The following is a 23,048-nucleotide window of genomic DNA, read 5'->3' as shown; positions in this document are numbered from 1 at the left end:
TTGAGCCATAATGGTTAAGCGACCATAAGCTTTGCTATTTGGTCCTGCGCATAAGCGTTTAACCACTTCTTTTTGTAGCATGAAGTGCATATCTTGAATCACATTATGATACTTAAATAAGTGGAACATCAATGGCGTAGAAATGTTGTAAGGCAAGTTACCAAATACACGTAATTTTTGACCTTTTTCTGCTAAGTTTTCTTTTGTATAAAGCTCACCAAAATCAAATTGCATTGCATCTGTTTCAATAACGGAGAGCTTTTGATGTAAAAATGGATGGTGACGTAAACGTTCTGCAAGGTCGCGGTCAAGCTCTACCACAGTCAGATGATCGACAAGTTCACCAACAGGCTCTGTTAATGCACCAAGTCCTGGGCCAATTTCTACTAAGAATTGATTCGGTTGTGGGTAAATCGCCGCCACGATACCTTGAATCACAGAAGTATCATGTAAAAAGTTTTGCCCAAAGCGTTTACGCGCCGTATGACCTAAGTGTTTTTTTGAATTCATATACTATCTTCTTTTATATAAAGTGCGGTTATTATAGGGTTTGTTTTGGCTTTGTAAATCATTGTTAACCTATGCTAATTTGAGTTTTTTATGAACAATATTATTTTTGCTTTCGTAGAAAGCTAAAAACGGCTATAATCCGCCCGTTTTTCTTAACTTTTCCGCCTAAAGTGCGGATAAAAAATCGATTATTTTTAGAGGATACAATGGCGAAAGAAGATTGCATTGAGATGCAAGGCACAATTTTAGAGACTTTACCGAATACTATGTTCCGCGTGGAGTTAGAAAACGGTCACGTGGTTACTGCGCATATTTCTGGAAAAATGCGTAAAAACTATATCCGTATTTTGACTGGTGATAAAGTGACTGTAGAAATGACTCCTTATGATTTAAGTAAAGGTCGTATTATTTTCCGCAGTCGTTAATCACAGAAGATCTGAGATAGGCCGATATTGTTGCAATATCGGCCTTCTTTTTTGTTCAAAAAGAACTCAAACTGGTTGCGGAACGTAAAAAAATCGGTATAATCCGCAAACCTTAGCCATATTGAATTTTTCGTTCCTTGCCTTTGCAGATTGGTGGCTGATCTACGTCAAAGGCTGATTAACCCGTAAGGAGCAGTAATGCGTCACTACGAAATCGTGTTTATGGTTCATCCGGACCAAAGCGAGCAAGTACCAGGTATGATCGAACGTTACACCGGTTCTGTAAAAGAAGCTGGTGGTCAAGTTCATCGCCTAGAAGATTGGGGTCGTCGCCAATTAGCGTACCCAATTAATAAATTACACAAAGCACACTATGTGCTTATGAATGTAGAAGCGCCTCAACAAGTCATCGACGAGCTAGAAACGACTTTCCGTTATAACGATGCTGTATTACGCAGTCTTGTTATCCATACTAAGCACGCCGTAACAGAAGCGTCCCCAATGAAAGCGGCTAAAGAAGAACGTAAACCTTTAGCTGAAGTTGAAAACAACGATTTTGAGGATGCTGAAGAGTAATTTGAAAATTGATAATCGTTTTTCGGTTATGGGAGTCGTTTCTCAGATACCAAAGCGATTAAAGAGCCCTAGTGGGATTGAGCATTGCAAGTTTTTGTTAGAACATCGTTCTGAGCAGATTGAAAGTGGTTTCACACGTCAAGCTTGGTTAAAGATGCCAGTTCAAATTAGTGGTAATCAATTGATAGAAAAAACTCAAAGCATTACGGTCGGTAGTAAAATTTTGGTGGTGGGATTTATTACATCACATAAAACCCAAAGTGGGTTATGCCAATTAGTTTTACATGCCGAGCAAATCGAATTTATAGATTAGGAGACTAGCCAAATGGCACGTTATTTCCGTCGTCGTAAGTTCTGCCGTTTCACAGCGGAAAATGTTGTTGAAATCGATTACAAAGATATCGCTACATTAAAGAACTATATTTCAGAAAGCGGCAAAATTGTACCTAGCCGTATTACCGGTACTCGTGCGAAGTACCAACGTCAATTAGCTCGTGCAATCAAACGCGCTCGCTATTTAGCGTTACTTCCATACACTGACAATCATCAGTAATTAAGGAGACACGGTAATGCAAGTAATTCTTTTAGATAAAATTGTTCACTTAGGTCAAGTGGGCGATCAAGTAAATGTTAAATCAGGTTTTGCACGTAACTTCTTAATCCCACAAGGTAAAGCAGTTATGGCAACTAAAGCTAACATTGAACACTTTGAAGCACGTCGTGCAGAATTAGAAGCAGCAGCAGCAGCAAATCTTGCAGCAGCTCAAGCTCGTGCAGCAGAAGTTACTGCATTAGGTTCTGTGACTATCGCATCTAAAGCAGGTGATGAAGGTCGTTTATTCGGCGCAATCACTACTCGTGATGTGGCAGAAGCAGTAACTGCAGCAGGCGTTAAAATTGCGAAAAGTGAAGTTCGTTTACCAAACGGTCCAATCCGTACTCTTGGTGACCACGATGTTCGTTTCCAACTTCACGGTGAAGTATTTGCAACATTAGATGTAATCGTTGTTGCAGAATAATTTGTCAGATAGGCAAAATAAAACCCGGTCTTAGATCGGGTTTTTTATTATTAGTTTAACGTAATAAAAAAGGAGCTATAGCTCCTTTTTTATTTGTAAATTTTAGTCGTCAAGGAAACTTCTTAATGTTTCTGAGCGGCTAGGATGACGTAATTTACGTAACGCTTTTGCTTCAATTTGACGAATACGTTCGCGTGTAACGTCGAATTGTTTACCCACTTCCTCAAGCGTATGGTCGGTATTCATATCGATACCAAAACGCATACGTAATACTTTTGCTTCTCTTGGTGTTAGGCCTTCAAGAACTTCATGGGTCGCGACTCTTAAACTTTGTGCTGTTGCAGAATCTAGAGGAAGTTCTAAGGTTGAATCTTCAATAAAATCACCTAAATGTGAGTCATCGTCATCACCGATAGGCGTTTCCATAGAAATTGGCTCTTTTGCAATTTTCAATACTTTACGGATTTTATCTTCAGGCATTCCCATACGCTCAGCTAATTCTTCTGGCGTTGCTTCACGTCCCATTTCTTGTAGTAACTGGCGAGAAATGCGGTTAAGTTTATTGATTGTTTCAATCATATGTACCGGAATACGGATTGTACGAGCTTGATCTGCAATAGATCGTGTAATTGCTTGGCGAATCCACCAAGTAGCATATGTAGAGAATTTATAACCACGGCGATACTCAAATTTATCTACCGCTTTCATTAAGCCAATATTCCCTTCTTGAATTAAGTCTAGGAATTGTAAACCGCGATTCGTGTATTTTTTTGCGATGGAAATTACTAAACGCAAGTTAGCTTCTACCATTTCTTTTTTAGCACGACGAGCTTTTTGTTCACCTCGAGCGACTGCATCACAAATATCACGCATTTGGGTAATGGTAAGTTTCGTATTTTCTTCGATGCTAGCTAAGTTGTTTAATGCCTCAAGAATACGTTCTTCATATTTTGGTAAGCGTTTTGCCCATGGTTTGCTTGATTTTAAGGCCTTTTGTACCCATTCAGTATTGCTGCCATTAGTCGTAATGAGTTTTTCAAAATCATCTTTTGGCATTCCTGCAATATCAACTAATATTTTTTGTAATTGACGTTCTTCGTAGCGTACACGTTTCATCATTTCTTTCATTGATAAAACGAGTAAATCGAATTGTTTTGGTACTAAGCGGAATTGTTTAAAAATTTCACCAAGTAGTGCAATTTGATCCTGGGCACGTTTTCCTGAGCGACCATGTTTTTCAATAACAGCAAGTGTTTTGGTGTGCTGGTCTTTTAATTGTTGGAATTTTTCTCTCGCGACTTCTGGATCGATGCTATTATCAGATTCGCTGGAATCTGATGTAGATTCTGCTTCGCTTTCGTCTTCATCTTCATTGTCTTCAACATCCGCACTTTCTAATTCTTCTCCGTCTTCAGAAAAGTTTTCGTCAATGACATTATGTTCTTCTATTTCGGCATTTGGATCGACAAAACCTGTAATTAAGTCAGCTAAACGGAAGTTTCCTTTTTCCACATCATCATAATTTTTTAGCAGCCCATTTAAAGCTTCAGGATAGGCTGCAATTGATGTCTGAACTTCATCAATTCCTTCTTCAATACGTTTTGCAATGCTGATTTCATCTTCGCGAGTAAGAAGATCAACCGTTCCCATTTCACGCATATACATACGAACAGGATCGGTTGTTCGACCGATTTCAGATTCTACATTTGAAAGAATTTGGGTTGCCTCTTCTACCGCATCTTCATCCGGAATGGTGTCATTCAACATCATCTCATCGCTTTCTGGGGCTTCGTCCAAGACTGGAATCCCTGCATCATTTTGCAATGTTTGTAGCAACTTATCGTAATATTCAGGGTCGATGACATCTTCTGGTAATAAATCATTGATTTCTGCATAGGTTAAATAACCTTGAGTGCGACCTAATTCCATCAGTTGTTCAATTTGTTCTGAATATTGTTCAGCCGTAGACTGTTGATTTTTTTCCATTTTTATATCCGTTTTGCTTGATGTGATAGTAGCAATATAATTCTTGTTACGAACTTGCAATTTTATCATTGTTATTGCGGATTAACTAACTGTTTTTTCTGCTGTTCTTTACCCGCTAAAAGGTGAACGAGCACTATTTTTTCCTCGTTAGTAAGTCCTTCAGCTCGTTCTTTAGCAATAAGCATTTCAATGTCCCGCTCAATGGCTTGAATATTTAAGCGACGATAGTTTTGTGAAAATGCATTGATCATTTCTGCTTCGTCTAATAAATGATCCCAAGTTGCCAGTATTTCAAGGGGATTGCTGTAAGGCGTATCGCGGAAGTGCTCTAAAATCTGCCCTGTCGTAATACCTTCTCGTTGGCGGCAAAGTGCGGTCAATTTTTCCAGAATTTCAAAACCAGCTTCCGCACGTAATGCTTGCACACCGCTTTCAGACATGCGTTTTACTAATTCAGGATTTTGCAGAAGCAAGGAAATGACCATTCGCATTGGTGTCTTCTTGATCTTATTATTAGCAACTTTTTGTTGTGTATTGGCTTGTTCTAATTGTTTTGGAATAAGATTTTCTAGCTGAGTTTGATCAAAAAAACCAAGTTTCTGAGCAAGCATATTGCGTAGCGACAAGCGTAGCATTTCTCCTGGAATTTGGCGAATTAACGGTGCAGCCAAAGCAACTAATTTTCCTCGTCCTTCTTTGCTAGAAAAATCAACTTGTGGGCTTAAGTGAGCAAACATAAACTCACTTAAAGATTGCGCACTTTCGATATATTCTTCAAATTTTTCTTTGCTATATTGGCGAATGTAAGTATCAGGATCTTCTCCCTCTGGCAAGAAAATAAATTTGAGTTGTCTGCCATCTTCTAGATAAGGCAACGCATTTTCTAATGCCCGCCACGCTGCATCACGCCCAGCACGGTCACCATCGTAACAACAAACAACTTGCTCAGTCGAACGAAAAATAAGTTGAATTTGTTCTGATGTCGTGGATGTCCCTAAAGAGGCTACCGCATAATCCACGCCAAATTGTGCTAATGCCACAACATCCATATAACCTTCAACAACAAGTAATTGTTTTGGTTCATCGTTGGCTTGTAAGGTTTCGTACAAACCATAAAGCTCGTTACCTTTATGATAAGTAATGGTTTCTGGCGAATTCAGATATTTCGGTTTTTCATCTGTTAATACCCGTCCTCCAAAAGCCACTGTGCGACCACGTTTATCGCGAATTGGAAACATAATGCGATTTCGGAATTTATCGTAAATATTGCCACGATCATTTCGAGAAAGCATACCTAACTCAATGAGTTTTTGTTGTTCTTCACGATTAACACCAAATTTACGCAATACAGTATCCATTGCATTTGGTACAAACCCAATTTGGAAACGCTCTATAATTTCTGCCGAAAGCCCGCGTTGTTGTAAATATTCTTGTGCTTGCGTATTTAATGGTAATTGGCTTTGATAAAACCTGGCAATCTCTTGCATTAATTCATAGAGATTTCGTTTGGTTTGATAATTAGCTTGAGGTTTCCCGCTGTTATTCGTGCGTTTTTCGTAAGGTACTTCAAGCCCTGCCATCGCTGCAAGTTCTTCAATAGCCTCTACAAATTCAAGTTTGTCATAATCCATTAAAAAGGAAATGGCATTACCGTGTGCGCCACAGCCGAAGCAATGATAAAACTGTTTCTTTTGACTAACAGTGAAGGATGGTGTTTTTTCGTGATGGAAAGGGCAGCAGGCTTGATAATCGCGGCCAGCTTTTTTTAGTTTTACGCGTGAGTTAATCACATCGACAATATCGGACTTTGTCAGCAAATCATCAATAAAGGGGCGTGGAATAGAACCTTTCATTGTCGAGCCTCCGTGATCGTGGTGTGAAAGTGCGGTCGTTTTTGGCGTAGATTTTGGTTTTGCTTAAAGTAACAAAACCGTGAGTCCAAAGGATTCACGGTTTGTCTTAACTCGAGTCAGAAAATACTATAAATTAGTATAAACGGGTATTGCGCGCGTTTTCGCGAGCGTTGCGTTTTGCGTGACGTTTTGCAAGTGTTGCATTTTCACGTTTACGAATTGTAGTTGGTTTTTCGTAAAATTCGCGAGCACGTACTTCAGCTAAGATTCCCGCTTTTTCGCAAGAGCGTTTGAAACGACGTAAAGCTACGTCAAATGATTCGTTTTCACGTACTTTAATTACAGGCATAAGCCAATCACCTCAATGAGTTTAATTTAATTGCAATTTAAAATTTTATTTTCACCAAAGCATCACTGTGCAAATGGTAAATTTAATAAAGGACGCAATTCTAATCTACTTTTAGGGAAAAAGTAAAGGGAAGAATGCCAATTCACCTTAATATTTGTGGTTTCAACTGGTTAAAACCGCTTAAACAGGGTAAAATCGCGCAACATTTTAGGTAATAAATTAAGAAAATCAATGAAAATCTTAGGCATTGAAACCTCGTGTGATGAAACGGGAGTGGCAATTTATGATGAAGAAAAAGGGTTAATTGCTAATCAACTTTATACTCAAATTGCCCTGCATGCAGATTATGGTGGTGTGGTTCCTGAATTAGCATCGCGTGATCATATTCGTAAAACTGCTCCTCTCATTAAAGCTGCGTTAGAAGAAGCTAAGTTAACGGCAAGTGATATTGATGGCGTGGCTTATACGAGTGGTCCAGGGCTTGTCGGCGCATTGCTTGTCGGCGCTACGATTGCGCGTTCTTTAGCTTATGCGTGGAATGTTCCTGCGATTGGTGTTCATCATATGGAAGGGCATTTACTTGCTCCGATGCTTGATGAAAATTCACCGCACTTTCCTTTTGTTGCTTTGTTGGTATCGGGTGGTCACACTCAATTAGTGCGTGTAGATGGCGTAGGAAAATACGAAGTGATTGGCGAATCCATTGATGATGCTGCAGGTGAAGCATTTGATAAAACAGCAAAATTACTTGGACTAGATTATCCAGGCGGTGCGGCACTTTCTCGTTTAGCGGAAAAAGGCACGCCAAATCGTTTCACATTTCCACGTCCAATGACAGATCGTGCAGGCCTTGATTTTAGCTTTTCAGGTTTAAAAACGTTTGCCGCGAATACGATTAATCAAGCGATTAAAAACGAAGGTGAACTAACAGAACAAACTAAATCGGATATTGCTTATGCTTTCCAAGATGCGGTGGTGGATACCCTTGCTATTAAATGTAAGCGCGCATTAAAAGAAACTGGCTATAAACGTTTAGTGATTGCGGGAGGGGTGAGTGCAAATAAAAAACTCCGAGAAACGCTTGCGCACTTAATGCAGAATTTAGGTGGTGAAGTGTTTTATCCTCAACCTCAATTTTGTACAGATAATGGCGCAATGATTGCTTACACAGGTTTTTTACGTTTAAAACAAGGTCAGCATAGCGATCTGGCTATTGATGTTAAGCCTCGTTGGGCAATGACGGAATTACCGGCAATTTAGGAGAAAAAATGGCAAAACTCTATTTTTATTATTCGACAATGAATGCTGGAAAATCAACGACGCTGCTACAATCTTCCTATAACTATCGTGAGCGCGATATGAACACATTAGTTTATACGGCTGCGATTGATGATCGTTTTGGTGTGGGGAAAGTCACATCTCGTATTGGCATTTCGCAAGATGCCTTTTTATTTCGCTCGGAAACCAATTTGTTTGATGAAATCAATGAGCACTTAAAAAAAGAAAAAGTGCATTGCGTGCTGGTGGATGAAGCTCAATTTCTTAGCAAACAACAAGTTTACCAGTTGAGTGATGTCGTCGATAAACTCAAAATCCCTGTGCTTTGTTATGGCTTACGTACAGATTTCCAAGCGGAGCTTTTTGAAGGAAGTAAATATTTACTGGCTTGGGCGGATCAACTCGAAGAATTAAAAACAATTTGTTATTGTGGCCGTAAGGCTAATTTTGTTTTGCGCTTAAATGATCAAGGTGAGGTCATTAAAGAAGGTGCGCAAATTCAAATTGGGGGCAATGACTCTTACCTTTCGGTTTGCCGTTTACACTATAAAGAAAAGTGCGGTCAACTTTAAATTAGTTTTCAAACACAACACTATAAGGATAATTTTATGTTACAGAATAAAACATTTGGGAGTGCGCTGATTATTGCAGGCACAACCATTGGAGCAGGTATGCTTGCTATGCCGCTTACATCAGCGGGCATGGGCTTTGGTTATACCGTGTTATTGCTCGTTGGCTTGTGGGCTTTGTTGGTTTACAGTGGATTGTTGTTTGTAGAAGTGTATCAAACAGCGGATCAGTTGGATGATGGTGTCGCCACACTCGCTGAAAAATATTTTGGGGTTCCAGGTCGAATTTTAGCAACGTTGAGTTTGTTAATTTTACTTTATGCTCTTTCAGCCGCTTATATTACGGGTGGCGGATCTCTGCTTTCAGGCTTGCCAACGGCTTTTGGAATGGAAGCGATGTCGCTTAAAACGGCGATTATTATCTTTACTGTGGTATTAGGTTCTTTCGTGGTTGTAGGAACGAAAGGCGTGGATGGTTTAACTCGCGTGTTATTTATTGGTAAGTTAGTCGCCTTTGCTTTTGTACTGTTTATGATGCTTCCAAAAGTAGCAACAGATAATTTAATGGCATTGCCTTTGGATTATGCTTTTGTAGTTTCTGCTGCGCCAATATTTTTTACCTCTTTCGGTTTCCACGTCATTATGGCGAGTGTAAATAGCTACTTAGGTGGAAGTGTGGAAAAATTCCGTCGTGCTATTTTGATTGGTACTGCGATTCCATTAGCTGCTTATCTTGTATGGCAGTTAGCAACCCATGGTGTATTAAGTCAAAGTGAATTTGTGCGTATTTTACAAGCTGACCCAACGCTAAATGGATTAGTGAATGCAACACGTGAAATCACAGGTTCGCATTTTATGGGAGAAGTGGTGCGCGTGTTCTCATCACTCGCTTTAATTACTTCATTCTTAGGCGTAATGCTTGGTGTGTTTGAAGGCTTAGGTGATTTATTCAAACGCTATCATTTGCCAAATAATCGCTTTGTATTAACCATTGCCGCATTTTTACCACCACTTGTATTTGCATTGTTTTATCCTGAAGGATTTATTACTGCATTAAGTTACGCAGGTTTGTTGTGTGCTTTCTATTGCTTAATTTTACCAATTGGCTTGGCATGGCGTACACGTATTGAAAATCCGACATTGCCATATCGTGTTGCTGGCGGTAATTTTGCTTTGGTGTTTGCGTTATTGATTGGCGTCGTGATTATGGTCATTCCATTTTTAATTCAATGGGGATATTTACCGGCCGTAGCGGGATAAGGTAAATAAAAGTGCGGTGAAAAATTTCAGTTTTTGATAATAAAAATAAGCTCAAAATTAACCGCACTATTTAGCTTAAAAGATATAACAAGTTAAATTACAACTTGTCTGAATGATGAATCATCACAAAGCGTTCCCAAAGCTGTTCTTCGGTTTCTTGATGTTCAGGATCGGGCTTAATGCAGTTCGTGATTGGGCAAACTTTTTGGCAGGTAGGGGTGTCGTAATGGCCGACACATTCTGTGCAAAGTACAGGGTCGATCACATAAATCTCATCGCCAATAGAAATGGCTTCGTTCGGGCATTCTGGTAAGCACATATCGCAGTTGGTACATTTGCTAGTGATGAGTAATGCCATTGTGATCCTTAATAGAAAGTTGAAAGCGGCGAATTATAGCCGACAAAAACTGGATTGACAAAAACTAAACAAAATTTATGAAAAAATTCACTTCCACCCTTTCTCTTATTGTCCTCATTGTATTAGCAATTTGGCAGTATTTTACCGATTCAACCAAAACTAAAAATCAATCATCTTCTCCCGTAATCGAACAGACTAAGCAAACAAAAGCATCTGAGCCTAAATTTGAGTCTCAATTTGAGACAAAGCGGACGGATATTGAAAAAAGTGCGGTGAAAAATCCGAATGTTTTTGCCAATTATGATGTGATTATGCGCGATGACCCTATCGGGCAAAATGCAAAGGCGCCTGTCGATTATTATATGTTGGCATTATCTTGGTCGCCTGGATTTTGTGATATTCAGCGTGAAAAATATGGTAATCAGCTTCCTTCCTCCTCTCAATATCAATGCGGAAATAACCGCACTTTAGGTTGGGTCGTTCATGGATTATGGCCTCAAAATGCAAATGCACTTTCAGTGACGGATCATCCACGTTTTTGCAAGGGTGATTTACCCGCATTGCCAAAAGATTTATTAGCACAATATTTGACTATTTCACCAGGTGAACAATTATTACAAGGCGAATGGGAAAAACACGGCAGCTGTGCGTTTGATTCTGCTCAACAATATTTTGCTAAGGAGCAGGAATTATTTAGCTCATTAAAATTACCGAATCAAAATTTAAGCCGTAATGAACTTTTTCGTTGGATGAAACAACATAATCCACAATTAAAAAATGCTTATTTAGGTGCAAGCCGAAACGAATTATTCATTTGTTATGATAAAAAATGGCAGGTAATGAATTGCCAAAGCAAATAAGAATTTCTTTGATCTAAATCGTTACAACCTAGCGCGAAGTAGGTATAATACGAAAAGTTTTCAATTTTAATTTTAACTTAACAAGAGGATAGATTATGTCAGTAATCAAAATGACCGATTTAGATTTAGCCGGTAAACGTGTATTTATCCGTGCGGATCTTAATGTGCCAGTAAAAGATGGCAAAGTGACCTCAGATGCGCGTATTCGTGCGACCATTCCTACTTTAAAATTAGCCTTAGAAAAAGGCGCAAAAGTGATGGTGACTTCTCACTTAGGTCGTCCAACTGAAGGTGAATTCAAACCAGAAGATTCTTTACAACCAGTTGTTGATTACTTAAAAGACGCAGGCTTTAATGTTCGTTTAGAACAAGACTATTTAAATGGCGTAGATGTTAAAGAAGGCGAAATTGTTGTTTTAGAAAACGTACGCGTGAACAAAGGTGAAAAGAAAAACGATCCTGAATTAGGTAAAAAATATGCCGCACTTTGCGATGTATTCGTGATGGATGCGTTTGGTACCGCTCACCGTGCGCAAGCATCAACTTACGGCGTTGCAGAATTTGCACCAATCGCTTGTGCAGGTCCATTACTTGCAGCAGAATTAGATGCATTAGGTAAAGCATTAAAAGAACCTGCTCGTCCAATGGTTGCGATCGTAGGCGGTTCAAAAGTTTCCACTAAATTAGAAGTATTAAATTCTCTTTCAAAAATCGCTGACCAAATTATTGTGGGCGGTGGTATTGCAAATACTTTCATTGCGGCAGCAGGCCATAATGTAGGTAAATCTTTATATGAAGCTGATTTAATCCCAGTCGCGAAAGAATTAGCAGCAAATACTGATATTCCTGTGCCAGTTGATGTTCGAGTAGGGTTAGAGTTCTCTGAAACCGCAGCTGCAACAGAAAAAGCAGTAAACGAAGTGAAAGATGAGGAATCTATCTTTGATATTGGTGATAAATCTGCAGAACAATTAGCAGAAATCATCAAAAATGCAAAAACCGTTTTATGGAATGGCCCAGTTGGGGTGTTCGAATTCCCTAATTTCCGTAAAGGGACTGAAATCATTTCTCACGCAATTGCAAACAGCGATGCATTCTCTATCGCAGGGGGTGGTGATACTTTAGCGGCTATCGATTTATTCGGTATTGCAGACAAGATCTCTTATATTTCAACGGGTGGCGGTGCGTTCTTAGAATTCGTAGAAGGCAAAGTATTACCAGCAGTAGAAATTCTTGAAAAACGTGCGAAAAACTAACCGCACTTTTCCTATGTGACATATCGATGGCGATCATTAAAAATATCGCCATCAATAAAAAGTCAAAAAAATTCTCAAATTGCGGGTTTATCCCGCTAAACATAAAAAGGAAACACAAGTATGGCTAAATTATTAGATATCGTGAAACCTGGTGTCGTAACAGGTGAAGATGTGCAAAAAATCTTTGCTTATGCAAAAGAGCATAACTTTGCTATCCCTGCAGTAAACTGCGTGGGTTCTGACTCAGTTAATGCCGTGTTAGAAACTGCTGCACGCGTAAAAGCGCCAGTGATTATTCAATTTTCTAACGGTGGTGCGGCGTTCTATGCGGGTAAAGGTATTAAATCTGCAAGTGGAGCTCGCCCTGATGTACTTGGTGCGATTGCTGGAGCGAAACACGTTCATACTTTAGCGAACGAATACGGTGTTCCTGTTATTCTTCACACTGACCACGCAGCGAAAAAATTACTTCCATGGATCGATGGCTTACTTGAAGCGGGTGAAAAACACTTTGCAGAAACTGGCCGTCCATTATTCTCTTCTCACATGCTTGACCTTTCTGAAGAGCCAATGGAAGAAAATATGGCAATCTGCCGTGAATACCTCGCTCGTATGGATAAAATGGGGATGACCCTTGAAATCGAAATCGGTATTACCGGTGGTGAAGAAGATGGCGTAGATAATTCTGGTGTTGATGAGTCTCGTTTATACACTCAACCATCTGACGTGCTTTATGTTTACGACCAATTAAATCCAGTAAGCCCTAACTTTACTGTTGCAGCGGCATTTGGTAACGTACACGGTGTTTACAAACCAGGTAACGTAAAATTAAAACCATCTATTTTAGGTGCATCACAAGAGTTCGTTGCGAAAGAACGTAATCTTCCTGCAAAACCAATTAACTTCGTCTTCCACGGTGGTTCAGGTTCTAGCCGCGAAGAAATCCGCGAAGCAATTAGCTACGGTGCAATCAAAATGAACATTGATACTGATACTCAATGGGCATCTTGGAATGGTATTTTGAATTTCTATAAAGCAAATGAAGCTTATCTTCAAGGTCAATTAGGTAATCCTGAAGGTCCTGATGCACCAAACAAAAAATACTACGATCCACGTGTTTGGTTGCGTAAAATGGAAGAATCTATGTCTAAACGCTTAGAACAATCTTTCGAAGACTTAAACTGTGTTGATGTTTTATAATTAGTAAATTATATTAAAATTATTTAGGCTAAATTCTAATAGAATTTAGCCTTTTGTTTTGAATTAGAGGTGAAAATAGTAACTTTAATTTTATGCACTTTTTCTTTTGATTTAGGAATTAATCTTCGAATTTATTAAATAGCAGTAATGGATTAACGCTTCTATATTGAATTCTACTAACTAATACACAATGTTATTTTTATCATGTCTTTATTTTTATTGTTTAACAGAAAATAAATTTAATGGGAACTATAAAGATAGCTTGATCATAGCAAGTATTTTATTTTTAAATATAGTTTCTTAACACAAGGAGATGAGGCTATGGGTAGGTTTTAAGAAGTGCTTGCATCAAATTAAGAATTAAATACTTATGCTCATTATTTAATTGAAGAAAACTCTCTAAACCTTGTTTTTCAATAAGTGATTGTGCGTTTAAGGTGGTATTACTTGCCCCTGTTTTTAACCACTCTGCAGAAACATTTAACCAATCGGCAAGTACTTGGATTTTGTCAAAAGAAGGGATTGATTGGCCATTTAACCATTTATAGATTGCTTGGGGTGTGACAGACCCTGAAACATAACGTAAGTTAAATTCCCTCTCAATGTCTGATACTTTAAATGTACCGTAAGAAGCGGCTTCAAGAGCAACTCGTAACCGTTGACTAAAAAGTGCTTTTTCATCAAATATTTTCTGCATTTAGTAATTATAACGATAACCCAAATAATAAATTCACCAAATGATTTCTAAATTAACAACTGGACAGTTGATATATAGAGTCTAGTTTCTTATTAGAATTAAAGTTAATATTTCTAAGAAAAAATGAGGAAATCGTTATGTTAAAACAATTAAATAATGTTGCTATTTTAGGATTATCAGCCTTAGCTGTCGCTTGTGGTTCTGGTGGTGGTTCTGGTACTGCACAAACACCAGATGGTACAAAATTTGATTTAAATAATAGTGACAAAGGACTAATTGGCGGTAATACGATGGATGGAACACTAATTGGTTATAACCAAAATCATTCATTTTACGGTGTGTGGGTGAATCACGATAAAACTCGCCAAGAAATTCGTTATCAAGGTACAGTAACACCAACTTCAAGTATTCCAAAAGGCTCTGCAACTTATACGGGGCATGCAGTGCGTGCAAGAGATAGTATCATTGCTCAAAATATTAATGGCGTACAAGCAGATGGAAAAACCACTCTTAATGTAAATTTTGATACTAAAAAAGTTGATGGAAAAATTGAGATGCCACTTGCTCGTGATATTACTCTGCATGAAACTAGTTTAAATGGTAATAGTTTTAGTGGTAAAGCTAGTGTATTCTTGAATGACGGTGGTAAATATACAGGTGCATTATATGGGCCAAATGCCGAAGAAGCTGCTGGTATTGTAACTTTTGATAATAATTCAGCATTAAATACTTCTTTTGGTGGCTATCGTTAATTTATTTTTATATGTTAATAGGCGGATTATTCCGCCTATTTTATTAGGTGTAATATGAAAAAAGCGTTATTTTGGCTATTCTACTCATCTTTTTCATTTTCTGCGACTGCTCATACATTATCGTTACCAGATATAACATATCTTCAAAGTAATCCTAAAGTGATTGAAAAACTATTATCCGAAAATATGTATTCTTTATCTGGAAAAGAACTGGCCCGATTAATAGATCTGTATCAATATAATCCTCATTTCAATAAACATTTAGCTCAATTTGCACAAGGGCGTATTGCCTTTTTAGAACAAGATTATTACGAAGCAATTCGGCTTTATCGACAAGTCTTATCGGAAAACCCAGAATTAAACCCAGTTAGAATCGAGTTAGCGATTGCATTATTTCATCAAAGGCAAGATAGTGCAGCAAGAACTCAATTTGAAAAAGCAAAAGTGGAAAAAGATCTGCCTGATGGTTCGTTGTTGGTTATTAATAATTATCTGCAAGCATTAGATGAGAGACAAGGTTGGGAAATAGATTTTACAGCCCATTATATCCGAGATAAAAATGTCAACCATGCAGTAAATGTCAATTATGTGCCATTGTCTAATCGTGCAGTACTGACCAAATCCCCAAAAATGTTGCCACAATCAGCCCGTGGCGTTGGATATTTTTTCTCGGTTTCTCGAGATTTGAATTTATTCGATTCTCACTATTTTTTATTCGGCAATCGAGCTTGGGGTAAAGAGTATTGGGATAATCATGAATATGATGATATTTTAAACCGCACTTTTTTAGGTTATGCCTATAAAAATGCATCTCATATAATAAAAGTGAAACCTTTTTATGAGCGTCGTTGGTATGGCAACCATCGTTATCGCTGGAATAATGGTGTGCAAGTTGAATATGATTTTCACTTTAACCCACATTGGCAACTGGCTTATTCTGCTGAATTTGAAAAACAACATTATTTTATTGAAAAAGAGCTTAATGGACATCTAACACAGCTTACACCAACCTTAATTTTTCAGCCAAACACACGACAATTTTTCTATATTGGAGGTGACTGGATAAATGAAAAAACACAAGTAAGACAATATGGCTCTAAAAGCAAAGGTCTGCGTTTAGGTTGGGAGCAAGACTGGGGAAAAGGAATATCTTCACAAATAGCCGTGTCATTTATTAAACGAAATTATAAAGATGTTGCTAAATTAGGTAATTTAGATATTTTCTCCTTTAATAAAAACCGTAAAGATCATATTTATTCTCTAAATTTATTAGTTTGGAAACGAGATTGGCATTTTGGGGGAATTACACCTAAACTGCAGTTTACTTGGAAAAAACAAATAAGTAACATTCCTCAAATGTATTCTTATCAACAGAAGAATATTAATCTGATTTTTGAAAAGAGTTTTTAGTAAAACATCTTAATAAAAATAAGGTAAAAGTTTATACCAGATAATTAACTGGCTTTCATGAATAATTTCTATTGCTATCTAGTACGACTTCCATCATTTATCTGAAGAATCTATGTCTAAACGCTTAGAGCAATCTTTCGAAGACTTAAATTGTGTTGATGTTTTATAATCCACAAAAATAACATAAAATAAGACCGCACTTTCAAGTGCGGTTTTTTTATTTTAGTGGAGAAATTATGGAAAAGATCTTAGTTATTCGTAACGATAAATTAGGCGATTTTATGCAAGCATGGCCTGCTTTTGCTATGTTGAAGTTATCGAATCCTTCTTTAAAATTAACCGCTCTTGTTCCGAGTTACACTGCGCCTTTAGCGGAAGTTTGTCCGTTTATTGATAGTGTTATTATTGATAGCAAAAAAAATGATAAAACGGATTTCAAACGTCTTGTGCAGGAAATCAAATCGCAGCAGTTTGATGGAATGATTAGTTTCTTTTCCAATACCCATAATGGAAAACTCGCTTGGAAAAGTGGGATTAAATATCGTCTCGCGCCTGCGACTAAATGGGTTCAAATTCTCTATAATCACCGCCTAACACAACGCCGCTCTCGTTCTGAAAAATCGGAAGCAGAATACAATCAAGATTTAGTTCGAGCTTTTTTGCAAAAGCATAATATGCCAATTGTTGAACCTAAACCGCCTTATTTAACCTTTGAGAAAAGTGCGGTGGAAAATCAACGTGTTTTCTTGCAAGAGAGCTTAGGGCTTTCCGAAAACAAAAAATGGATCTTTGTACATAGCGGTTCTGGTGGTTCAGCTACGAATCTTTCTTTAGCGCAATATGCGGATTTAATTAAAGGTTTATTGGCTGAGTTTGATTGTAATGTTGTGCTGACAGCAGGGCCTGGCGAAAGTGAAAAAGCCCATGAATTGGCAAATTTGGTGGATGATTCACGCGTAGTTGTTTACGATAAGAATAAAGGTTTAGTGGATTTTGCTCATTCTTTAGCTTGTGCGGATTTATTTATTGCGGGATCAACAGGGCCATTGCATTTGAGCAGTGCGTTTAATATTCCGACAATCGGGTTTTATCCAAATAGTCGTTCTTCTCAGCCGAGACGCTGGAAACCGATTAATGATGTCGATAAGCATCTTGCATTTTGCCCACCTGCAGGAAAAGAGACTCAAATGAATCTAGGGCTAATTTCTATTCAACAAGCATTACAAGAGATAATCCCTTTTGTTAAGAAAATGTGTTATTCAAGTGATAACATTTAAAATTCGCCAATCAAATTAAAACTGGCGGATATTTTCTGTTCTGCCAGTAAAATCGTTTTCTCTCGACCCTCTAAATTTTATATTTCTTATTTTAATGGTTAATCGTTTGCTTGAGTTTTTATTTCTGAAAATGTGATCTTGCTCACATTTTCAAAATTGTCTATTTTGTTACCATTGCGTACAATACAAAACCATTTCTAAAGGGGGCATTATGTTAGCAACACTTCAAGATATTCTCGATACGGTTAAAGCCAATAATCTGACTTATCATCAAAAATTAATGACATTAGGCAATATTGCTGAGCGTTTATTTGATCCTCGCGATTTGCTTGGCTATACCGATGAAGAATGGGGCTTTTTACAGAATCAGATGATTTGTGATTTGTGTGAAGGTTACGCGATTTATCGTCCTCGTTATATCCTGCCTGATTACAATGTGTATATCCAAAAAGGCTGCGAATTTTTAGAATTGCCACCACCAAAAGATCTAGATGAAGCACTTGACGGATTATTGATTCTTTACTCTCACGTGCCATCTATTACAACTTATCCTGTTTATGTTGGCCGTCTTGATGTGTTGCTCGAACCTTTTATTACTGATGAAGAAAAAGACTACATCAAAATTAAACGTTTCTTAAATCATATCGACAAAACTGTGCCTGATTCATTCTGTCATGCCAATATTGGGCCTTATGATACGAAAGCGGGTCGCTTGATTTTACGCGCGGTGATTGAGCTTGAAGCGCCAACACCGAATATGACCATTCGTTATGATAAATCCAAAACGAGCCGTGAGTTTGCTGAACTTGCAGCAAAAGCCTGTTTATTAGTTTCTAAACCATCTTTTGCAAACGATGCTTACTATATTTCCGATCTAGGTGAAGAATATGGCGTAGCAAGTTGCTATAACGCACTGCCTGAATGTGGCGGTGCTTACACATTAACACGTTTACGTCTAGGGACGATTGCCCGCGCGTGTAAAAGTGCGGATGAAATGGTAAACGAATTATTACCACGTGTAGCGAAATGTGCTCTTTCAACCATGGATAAACGCCATAAGTTTGTAGTGGAAGAAAGTAATTTCTTTAACAGTTCATTCCTCGAAAAAGAAGGCTTTATCAAACGCACTAATTTTACGGGGATGTTCGCAATTGTGGGCTTGGCAGATGCCACAAACCACTTATTGCAATGTGAAGATTTAAATGAAACCTTTGGTAAGAGTGCTCGCGGTGATGAAATTGCGACAGCAATTATGGATAAACTTAAAGAAATCACTGATGCACATGAAGGGGTTTATGCAGAACGCACTGGCAATCATTATTTATTACATGCGCAAGTCGGCGCAAGTAACCACGAAGAAGACAAACGTAACGCACCGGCTCACCGTATTCGTGTAGGCGAAGAACCAACGTTACTTGCGCATTTGAAACAGTCTGCACCGTTCCATAAATATTTCCCATCTGGTACAGGGGATTTATTCGCCTTTGATCAAACCTATGTGGATCACTGCGATGCGGTGGTGGATATTATTGATGGTGCATTCTCTTTAGGCTATCGCTACATTACCACCTATTTGAAAAATACGGATTTAATTCGCGTTACAGGTTATCTAGTGAAGAAAAGCGAAGTTGAAAAATACCGTAAAGGCGAAGTCGCATTACGCGATACAACCTGGTATGGCTCGGGTACGGATGAATGTGCCAACGTGTTTGATCGCCAATTACGTGATGAAAAAGATGTCACTGCTGAAAAATAATTGGAAAAATGACCGCACTCTCTGAGATCTTTGTGCCGTTACATCGGATTATTCCTTTTTCAAATGTAGAGGGGCAAGGCAATCGTTCGAGTATTTTTCTGCAAGGTTGCAAGTTAAATTGCTTGTATTGCCATAATCCAGAAACTATTCCTCGTTATACGGAAGATGCGAAATTGGTTAGTTTGCAGTATTTGTATGAACAGGTTATGGAGGCGGTTCCATTTATTCGTGGCGTAACAATTTCAGGTGGTGAACCGACTATCCATCATAAAAAACTGGTGCCGCTCTTTGAGGCTTTACATTCGCAAGGATTAACCTGTTATTTGGATAGTAGTGGCTTTTTTGAGTTTGATCGTATTCGTTCGTTAATCGATGTCACTGATAAATTTTTATTCGATCTGAAAGGAGAGGGCGCTGGTTTACAAACGCTCTGTTTTGACCGACAAAACCAAGAAGGTATTGTACCACAGCAAGTGATACCAGAACGTTTACACATAAAAAACGATAAACTTGAGCGAAATTTACAAAATCTGACAGCCTTGTTGCCGTTAAATAAAGTGGAAGAAGTGCGGTTAGTTTTTTTAAAGAATTTTTTTAATGCTGAACATTTGGTGGGCAAGGTTGCGCTACTTTTACGAAATTATCCTGATGTGGCATTAAAAATTATCCGTGTGCATAGTAAAGGTGCGCGCGATGAAACTGGGTTATCAACGCATATTCCAAGTGCGGAAGAAACTAATGCATTGGCTGCTTATGCGCGTCAATGTGGAATTAACAAGGTTTTGACTATTTTGTAGTCGCTTACAAGAAAGTGCGGTGAAAATTCGCCGACTTTTTGTGAGAAAACAAGTAGAATAAGCCGACTTTTTTATTAACTTAACCAATCTAGGGGAATCAAATGAGCGTGTTAAGCAGCATTTTGGGAATAGTCGTATTAATCGCTATTGCCGTGTTACTTTCCAATAATCGTAAAGCGATTAGTATCAGAACCGTGCTCGGGGCGTTAGCAATCCAAGTTGGATTTGCCGCCCTTATTTTATATGTGCCAGCAGGTAAACAAGCACTTGGTGCAACTGCTGATGCAGTATCAAATGTTATTGCTTACGGTAACGAAGGTATTAACTTTGTATTTGGTGGTTTAGCTGATCCAAGCAAACCTTCAGGTTTCATTTTTGCAGTGAAAGTATTACCAATTATTGTGTTCTTCTCTGGCTTAATCTCAGTGCTTTATTACCTTGGCATTATGCAAGTGGTGATTAAAGTATTAGGCGGTGCATTACAAAAAGCATTGGGTACGTCAAAAGCAGAATCCATGTCAGCTGCGGCTAATATTTTCGTTGGTCAAACTGAAGCACCATTGGTAGTTCGCCCTTACATTAAAAATATGACCCAATCTGAATTATTTGCCATTATGGTGGGTGGTACGGCGTCTATCGCGGGTTCAGTAATGGCGGGTTATGCAGGAATGGGCGTGCCATTGACATACTTAATCGCAGCGTCATTTATGGCGGCACCAGCAGGTTTGTTATTTGCGAAATTAATGTTCCCACAAACAGAACAATTCTCTGATAAACAACCAGAAGACAATGATTCAGAAAAACCAACTAACGTACTTGAAGCAATGGCGGGCGGTGCGAGTGCAGGTATGCAACTTGCGTTAAACGTAGGTGCAATGTTAATCGCATTCGTTGGTTTAATTGCATTAATTAATGGTATTTTAAGTGGCGTTGGTGGCTGGTTTGGCTATGGCGACGTAACTTTACAATCTATCTTTGGTTTAGTTTTCAAACCATTAGCATACTTAATCGGTGTAACTGACGGTACCGAAGCGGGTATCGCAGGACAAATGATCGGGATGAAATTAGCGGTTAACGAATTCGTAGGTTACCTTGAATTTGCAAAATACTTGCAACCAGATTCTGCGATTGTATTAACTGAAAAAACCAAAGCGATTATTACTTTCGCACTTTGTGGTTTTGCTAATTTCAGCTCAATTGCAATCTTAATCGGTGGTTTAGGTGGAATGGCGCCAAACCGTCGTAGTGATGTTGCACGCTTAGGCTTAAAAGCGGTAATCGCAGGTACTTTAGCAAACTTAATGAGTGCAACTATTGCAGGCTTGTTCATCGGACTCGGTGCAGCAGCGCTTTAATTCTCGGATAAGTGCGGTGAAAAATGACCGCACTTTTTATTTTTACATTTGAAAAAAGGAAGGAAAATTATGACTCCACATATTAACGCGCCTGAAGGTGCATTTGCTGATGTTGTTTTAATGCCAGGCGATCCACTTCGTGCAAAATACATTGCAGAAACATTTTTGCAAGATGCAGTAGAAGTAACAAATGTTCGTAATATGCTTGGCTATACCGGTACTTACAAAGGTCGTAAAATTTCTATTATGGGCCACGGTATGGGGATTCCATCTTGCTCTATTTACGCGAAAGAATTAATCACTGAATATGGTGTGAAAAAAATTATCCGTGTAGGTTCTTGTGGCGCTGTTCGTATGGATGTAAAAGTTCGCGATGTAATTATTGGTTTAGGTGCATGTACTGATTCAAAAGTAAACCGTATTCGTTTCAAAGATAACGACTTTGCAGCTATTGCTGACTTCGATATGGCACAGGCCGCTGTTCAAGCTGCAAAAGCAAAAGGCAAAGCCGTTCGTGTCGGTAACCTATTCTCGGCGGATTTATTCTATACACCTGATGTTGAAATGTTCGATGTAATGGAAAAATACGGCATTTTAGGTGTGGAAATGGAAGCGGCTGGAATTTATGGTGTGGCTGCGGAATATGGTGCGAAAGCATTAACGATTTGTACTGTGTCTGACCATATTCGTACTCACGAACAAACCACAGCAGAAGAACGTCAATTAACATTCAATGATATGATTGAAATTGCATTGGATTCAGTATTAATTGGTGATGCACAATAATTTCTTATAGTGGATTTAAGAAGTGCTTGAAAAATAACCGCACTTTTTATATAATCCGCGCCCATTATGAGCCGTTCTCGGCTCATATTTTTGTGTGGTGCAATGAATGTTGCACTGAAAATTATCGGGGAGCTATTTAATAGCGTTATGACCCAATTAGAGGAAAACTAAAATGGCAAAAAAAGTCCAAGCCTACGTTAAGTTGCAAGTTGCAGCTGGTATGGCAAACCCATCACCACCAGTTGGTCCTGCATTAGGTCAACAAGGTGTGAACATCATGGAATTCTGTAAAGCATTCAACGCTCGTACTGAGAGCTTAGAAAAAGGTTTACCAATTCCAGTTGTTATCACTGTATATGCAGACCGTTCATTTACTTTCGTAACTAAAACTCCACCAGCAGCAGTATTGTTGAAAAAAGCTGCAGGTATCAAATCTGGTTCTGGTAAACCGAACAAAGATAAAGTGGGTAAAGTAACTTTAGATCAAGTTCGTCAAATCGCTGAAACTAAAGCAGCAGATATGACTGGCGCGACTATCGAAACCAAAATGAAATCAATTGCTGGTACCGCTCGCTCTATGGGCTTAGTGGTGGAGGAATAATACGATGGCTAAATTGACTAAAAAAATGAAAGCAATCAAAGCTGGCGTAGATTCTACTAAAGCATACGAAATCAACGAAGCGATCGCGGTATTAAAACAATTCGCAACGGCTAAATTC

The 23,048-nt window shown here is 38.5% G+C and carries 25 protein-coding genes and 1 pseudogene; 20 read left to right on the top strand and 6 right to left on the bottom strand.

Annotated elements, in window-relative coordinates:
- Positions 1-510 (bottom strand): 16S rRNA (adenine(1518)-N(6)/adenine(1519)-N(6))-dimethyltransferase RsmA (gene rsmA / locus AAX15_RS07475; protein WP_046939849.1); only part of this gene is annotated, 510 nt, incomplete at its 3' end.
- A gap of 206 nt (positions 511-716) precedes the next feature.
- Between rsmA and infA the strand changes: the two genes are divergently transcribed.
- The 5 genes from infA (at position 717) to rplI (ending at position 2,530) form a co-directional block, all read left to right on the top strand.
- On the top strand, positions 717-935 hold the full coding sequence (gene infA, locus AAX15_RS07470; protein WP_005627617.1) for a translation initiation factor IF-1: 219 nt from the start codon (positions 717-719) through the stop codon (positions 933-935).
- Between the two features lie 198 nt (positions 936-1,133).
- Positions 1,134-1,511 (top strand): 30S ribosomal protein S6, encoded by a 378-nt coding sequence (gene rpsF, locus AAX15_RS07465; protein ID WP_005627620.1) that lies wholly within the window; start codon positions 1,134-1,136, stop codon positions 1,509-1,511.
- Positions 1,498-1,824: a primosomal replication protein N gene (gene priB, locus AAX15_RS07460; protein WP_046939847.1), complete on the top strand. Its 327-nt coding sequence runs from the start codon at positions 1,498-1,500 to the stop codon at positions 1,822-1,824. Before rpsF ends, priB begins: the two co-directional genes overlap by 14 nt.
- A gap of 12 nt (positions 1,825-1,836) precedes the next feature.
- Positions 1,837-2,064, top strand: coding sequence for a 30S ribosomal protein S18 (rpsR, locus tag AAX15_RS07455; RefSeq protein ID WP_005598105.1), 228 nt, complete (start codon positions 1,837-1,839; stop codon positions 2,062-2,064).
- Positions 2,065-2,080: 16 nt separating this feature from the next.
- Positions 2,081-2,530 (top strand): 50S ribosomal protein L9, encoded by a 450-nt coding sequence (gene rplI / locus AAX15_RS07450; RefSeq protein WP_005627626.1) that lies wholly within the window; start codon positions 2,081-2,083, stop codon positions 2,528-2,530.
- A 102-nt stretch (positions 2,531-2,632) separates the two neighbouring features.
- On the opposite strand, the gene rpoD is transcribed toward rplI, so the two are convergent.
- The 3 genes from rpoD to rpsU form a co-directional block, all read right to left on the bottom strand.
- Positions 2,633-4,516 (bottom strand): RNA polymerase sigma factor RpoD, encoded by a 1,884-nt coding sequence (rpoD, locus tag AAX15_RS07445; protein WP_046939844.1) that lies wholly within the window; start codon positions 4,514-4,516, stop codon positions 2,633-2,635.
- A gap of 71 nt (positions 4,517-4,587) precedes the next feature.
- Positions 4,588-6,369 (bottom strand): DNA primase, encoded by a 1,782-nt coding sequence (gene dnaG / locus AAX15_RS07440; RefSeq protein WP_046939843.1) that lies wholly within the window; start codon positions 6,367-6,369, stop codon positions 4,588-4,590.
- Between the two features lie 133 nt (positions 6,370-6,502).
- Positions 6,503-6,718, bottom strand: coding sequence for a 30S ribosomal protein S21 (gene rpsU / locus AAX15_RS07435; protein ID WP_005627632.1), 216 nt, complete (start codon positions 6,716-6,718; stop codon positions 6,503-6,505).
- A 231-nt stretch (positions 6,719-6,949) separates the two neighbouring features.
- Here rpsU and tsaD point away from each other — a divergent pair, with 231 nt between their 5' ends.
- From tsaD to AAX15_RS07420, 3 genes are read left to right on the top strand one after another with little or no spacing between them, the layout of a single operon-like run.
- Positions 6,950-7,978 carry a tRNA (adenosine(37)-N6)-threonylcarbamoyltransferase complex transferase subunit TsaD gene (gene tsaD / locus AAX15_RS07430; protein WP_046939842.1) on the top strand — a complete coding sequence of 343 codons (1,029 nt, stop codon included), beginning with the start codon at positions 6,950-6,952 and terminating at the stop codon, positions 7,976-7,978.
- A gap of 8 nt (positions 7,979-7,986) precedes the next feature.
- Positions 7,987-8,568: a thymidine kinase gene (locus tag AAX15_RS07425; protein WP_005627636.1), complete on the top strand. Its 582-nt coding sequence runs from the start codon at positions 7,987-7,989 to the stop codon at positions 8,566-8,568.
- 36 nt (positions 8,569-8,604) lie between these two features.
- On the top strand, positions 8,605-9,825 hold the full coding sequence (locus tag AAX15_RS07420) for an aromatic amino acid transport family protein (protein ID WP_046939840.1): 1,221 nt from the start codon (positions 8,605-8,607) through the stop codon (positions 9,823-9,825).
- A gap of 97 nt (positions 9,826-9,922) precedes the next feature.
- On the opposite strand, the gene AAX15_RS07415 is transcribed toward AAX15_RS07420, so the two are convergent.
- Positions 9,923-10,183 (bottom strand): YfhL family 4Fe-4S dicluster ferredoxin, encoded by a 261-nt coding sequence (locus tag AAX15_RS07415; protein ID WP_005627640.1) that lies wholly within the window; start codon positions 10,181-10,183, stop codon positions 9,923-9,925.
- 77 nt (positions 10,184-10,260) lie between these two features.
- Here AAX15_RS07415 and AAX15_RS07410 point away from each other — a divergent pair, with 77 nt between their 5' ends.
- The 3 genes from AAX15_RS07410 (at position 10,261) to fbaA (ending at position 13,499) form a co-directional block, all read left to right on the top strand.
- Positions 10,261-11,043, top strand: coding sequence for a ribonuclease T2 family protein (locus AAX15_RS07410; protein WP_046939839.1), 783 nt, complete (start codon positions 10,261-10,263; stop codon positions 11,041-11,043).
- Positions 11,044-11,138: 95 nt separating this feature from the next.
- Positions 11,139-12,299, top strand: coding sequence for a phosphoglycerate kinase (gene pgk, locus AAX15_RS07405; protein ID WP_046939837.1), 1,161 nt, complete (start codon positions 11,139-11,141; stop codon positions 12,297-12,299).
- Between the two features lie 120 nt (positions 12,300-12,419).
- On the top strand, positions 12,420-13,499 hold the full coding sequence (fbaA, locus tag AAX15_RS07400) for a class II fructose-bisphosphate aldolase (protein WP_046939836.1): 1,080 nt from the start codon (positions 12,420-12,422) through the stop codon (positions 13,497-13,499).
- A 319-nt stretch (positions 13,500-13,818) separates the two neighbouring features.
- Here the strand turns inward: fbaA and AAX15_RS07395 are convergent, their stop codons facing one another.
- Positions 13,819-14,196 (bottom strand): helix-turn-helix domain-containing protein, encoded by a 378-nt coding sequence (locus AAX15_RS07395; RefSeq protein ID WP_046939835.1) that lies wholly within the window; start codon positions 14,194-14,196, stop codon positions 13,819-13,821.
- Between the two features lie 137 nt (positions 14,197-14,333).
- Between AAX15_RS07395 and AAX15_RS07390 the strand changes: the two genes are divergently transcribed.
- The 9 genes and pseudogenes from AAX15_RS07390 to rplA form a co-directional block, all read left to right on the top strand.
- The gene (locus AAX15_RS07390) at positions 14,334-14,948 is read left to right on the top strand and encodes a Slam-dependent surface lipoprotein (protein ID WP_046939834.1); all 615 of its coding nucleotides are present in this window, start codon (positions 14,334-14,336) and stop codon (positions 14,946-14,948) included.
- 54 nt (positions 14,949-15,002) lie between these two features.
- On the top strand, positions 15,003-16,358 hold the full coding sequence (locus tag AAX15_RS07385) for a surface lipoprotein assembly modifier (RefSeq protein WP_052749721.1): 1,356 nt from the start codon (positions 15,003-15,005) through the stop codon (positions 16,356-16,358).
- 236 nt (positions 16,359-16,594) lie between these two features.
- Complete coding sequence (locus AAX15_RS07380) at positions 16,595-17,635, top strand: glycosyltransferase family 9 protein (RefSeq protein ID WP_046939833.1); 1,041 nt, start codon at positions 16,595-16,597, stop codon at positions 17,633-17,635.
- Between the two features lie 211 nt (positions 17,636-17,846).
- Positions 17,847-19,391: a YjjI family glycine radical enzyme gene (locus AAX15_RS07375; protein ID WP_046939832.1), complete on the top strand. Its 1,545-nt coding sequence runs from the start codon at positions 17,847-17,849 to the stop codon at positions 19,389-19,391.
- An 8-nt stretch (positions 19,392-19,399) separates the two neighbouring features.
- Positions 19,400-20,188 (top strand): 4Fe-4S cluster-binding domain-containing protein, encoded by a 789-nt coding sequence (locus AAX15_RS07370; RefSeq protein WP_046939831.1) that lies wholly within the window; start codon positions 19,400-19,402, stop codon positions 20,186-20,188.
- A gap of 101 nt (positions 20,189-20,289) precedes the next feature.
- Positions 20,290-21,543, top strand: a complete 1,254-nt coding sequence (locus tag AAX15_RS07365; RefSeq protein WP_046939830.1) for a NupC/NupG family nucleoside CNT transporter — start codon at positions 20,290-20,292, stop codon at positions 21,541-21,543.
- A gap of 69 nt (positions 21,544-21,612) precedes the next feature.
- Positions 21,613-22,329, top strand: a complete 717-nt coding sequence (gene deoD, locus AAX15_RS07360) for a purine-nucleoside phosphorylase (protein ID WP_005643966.1) — start codon at positions 21,613-21,615, stop codon at positions 22,327-22,329.
- Positions 22,330-22,501: 172 nt separating this feature from the next.
- Positions 22,502-22,930 carry a 50S ribosomal protein L11 gene (gene rplK, locus AAX15_RS07355; RefSeq protein ID WP_005630840.1) on the top strand — a complete coding sequence of 143 codons (429 nt, stop codon included), beginning with the start codon at positions 22,502-22,504 and terminating at the stop codon, positions 22,928-22,930.
- A gap of 4 nt (positions 22,931-22,934) precedes the next feature.
- Positions 22,935-23,048, top strand: a pseudogene (gene rplA / locus AAX15_RS09350) (50S ribosomal protein L1); the annotation flags it as partial.

The sequence above is a fragment of the Haemophilus haemolyticus genome, assembly GCF_001008275.1.
Lineage (GTDB): Bacteria > Pseudomonadota > Gammaproteobacteria > Enterobacterales > Pasteurellaceae > Haemophilus > Haemophilus haemolyticus_P.
Note: the sequence above shows the minus strand (reverse complement) of the source record. Positions and strands in the feature narration are given on the sequence as shown.

Coding starts and splice junctions, on each gene's coding strand:
- AAX15_RS07370 (WP_046939831.1), top strand. CDS start 19,400: ATGACCGCACTCTCTGAGATCTTTGTGCCGTTACATCGGATTATTCCT.
- AAX15_RS07365 (WP_046939830.1), top strand. CDS start 20,290: ATGAGCGTGTTAAGCAGCATTTTGGGAATAGTCGTATTAATCGCTATT.
- tsaD (WP_046939842.1), top strand. CDS start 6,950: ATGAAAATCTTAGGCATTGAAACCTCGTGTGATGAAACGGGAGTGGCA.
- rpsF (WP_005627620.1), top strand. CDS start 1,134: ATGCGTCACTACGAAATCGTGTTTATGGTTCATCCGGACCAAAGCGAG.
- AAX15_RS07410 (WP_046939839.1), top strand. CDS start 10,261: ATGAAAAAATTCACTTCCACCCTTTCTCTTATTGTCCTCATTGTATTA.
- pgk (WP_046939837.1), top strand. CDS start 11,139: ATGTCAGTAATCAAAATGACCGATTTAGATTTAGCCGGTAAACGTGTA.
- fbaA (WP_046939836.1), top strand. CDS start 12,420: ATGGCTAAATTATTAGATATCGTGAAACCTGGTGTCGTAACAGGTGAA.
- AAX15_RS07385 (WP_052749721.1), top strand. CDS start 15,003: ATGAAAAAAGCGTTATTTTGGCTATTCTACTCATCTTTTTCATTTTCT.
- AAX15_RS07425 (WP_005627636.1), top strand. CDS start 7,987: ATGGCAAAACTCTATTTTTATTATTCGACAATGAATGCTGGAAAATCA.
- infA (WP_005627617.1), top strand. CDS start 717: ATGGCGAAAGAAGATTGCATTGAGATGCAAGGCACAATTTTAGAGACT.
- AAX15_RS07375 (WP_046939832.1), top strand. CDS start 17,847: ATGTTAGCAACACTTCAAGATATTCTCGATACGGTTAAAGCCAATAAT.
- rplK (WP_005630840.1), top strand. CDS start 22,502: ATGGCAAAAAAAGTCCAAGCCTACGTTAAGTTGCAAGTTGCAGCTGGT.
- deoD (WP_005643966.1), top strand. CDS start 21,613: ATGACTCCACATATTAACGCGCCTGAAGGTGCATTTGCTGATGTTGTT.
- rplI (WP_005627626.1), top strand. CDS start 2,081: ATGCAAGTAATTCTTTTAGATAAAATTGTTCACTTAGGTCAAGTGGGC.
- AAX15_RS07380 (WP_046939833.1), top strand. CDS start 16,595: ATGGAAAAGATCTTAGTTATTCGTAACGATAAATTAGGCGATTTTATG.
- AAX15_RS07395 (WP_046939835.1), bottom strand. CDS start 14,196: ATGCAGAAAATATTTGATGAAAAAGCACTTTTTAGTCAACGGTTACGA.
- AAX15_RS07390 (WP_046939834.1), top strand. CDS start 14,334: ATGTTAAAACAATTAAATAATGTTGCTATTTTAGGATTATCAGCCTTA.
- rpsR (WP_005598105.1), top strand. CDS start 1,837: ATGGCACGTTATTTCCGTCGTCGTAAGTTCTGCCGTTTCACAGCGGAA.
- rpoD (WP_046939844.1), bottom strand. CDS start 4,516: ATGGAAAAAAATCAACAGTCTACGGCTGAACAATATTCAGAACAAATT.
- dnaG (WP_046939843.1), bottom strand. CDS start 6,369: ATGAAAGGTTCTATTCCACGCCCCTTTATTGATGATTTGCTGACAAAG.
- priB (WP_046939847.1), top strand. CDS start 1,498: ATGCTGAAGAGTAATTTGAAAATTGATAATCGTTTTTCGGTTATGGGA.
- rpsU (WP_005627632.1), bottom strand. CDS start 6,718: ATGCCTGTAATTAAAGTACGTGAAAACGAATCATTTGACGTAGCTTTA.
- AAX15_RS07415 (WP_005627640.1), bottom strand. CDS start 10,183: ATGGCATTACTCATCACTAGCAAATGTACCAACTGCGATATGTGCTTA.
- AAX15_RS07420 (WP_046939840.1), top strand. CDS start 8,605: ATGTTACAGAATAAAACATTTGGGAGTGCGCTGATTATTGCAGGCACA.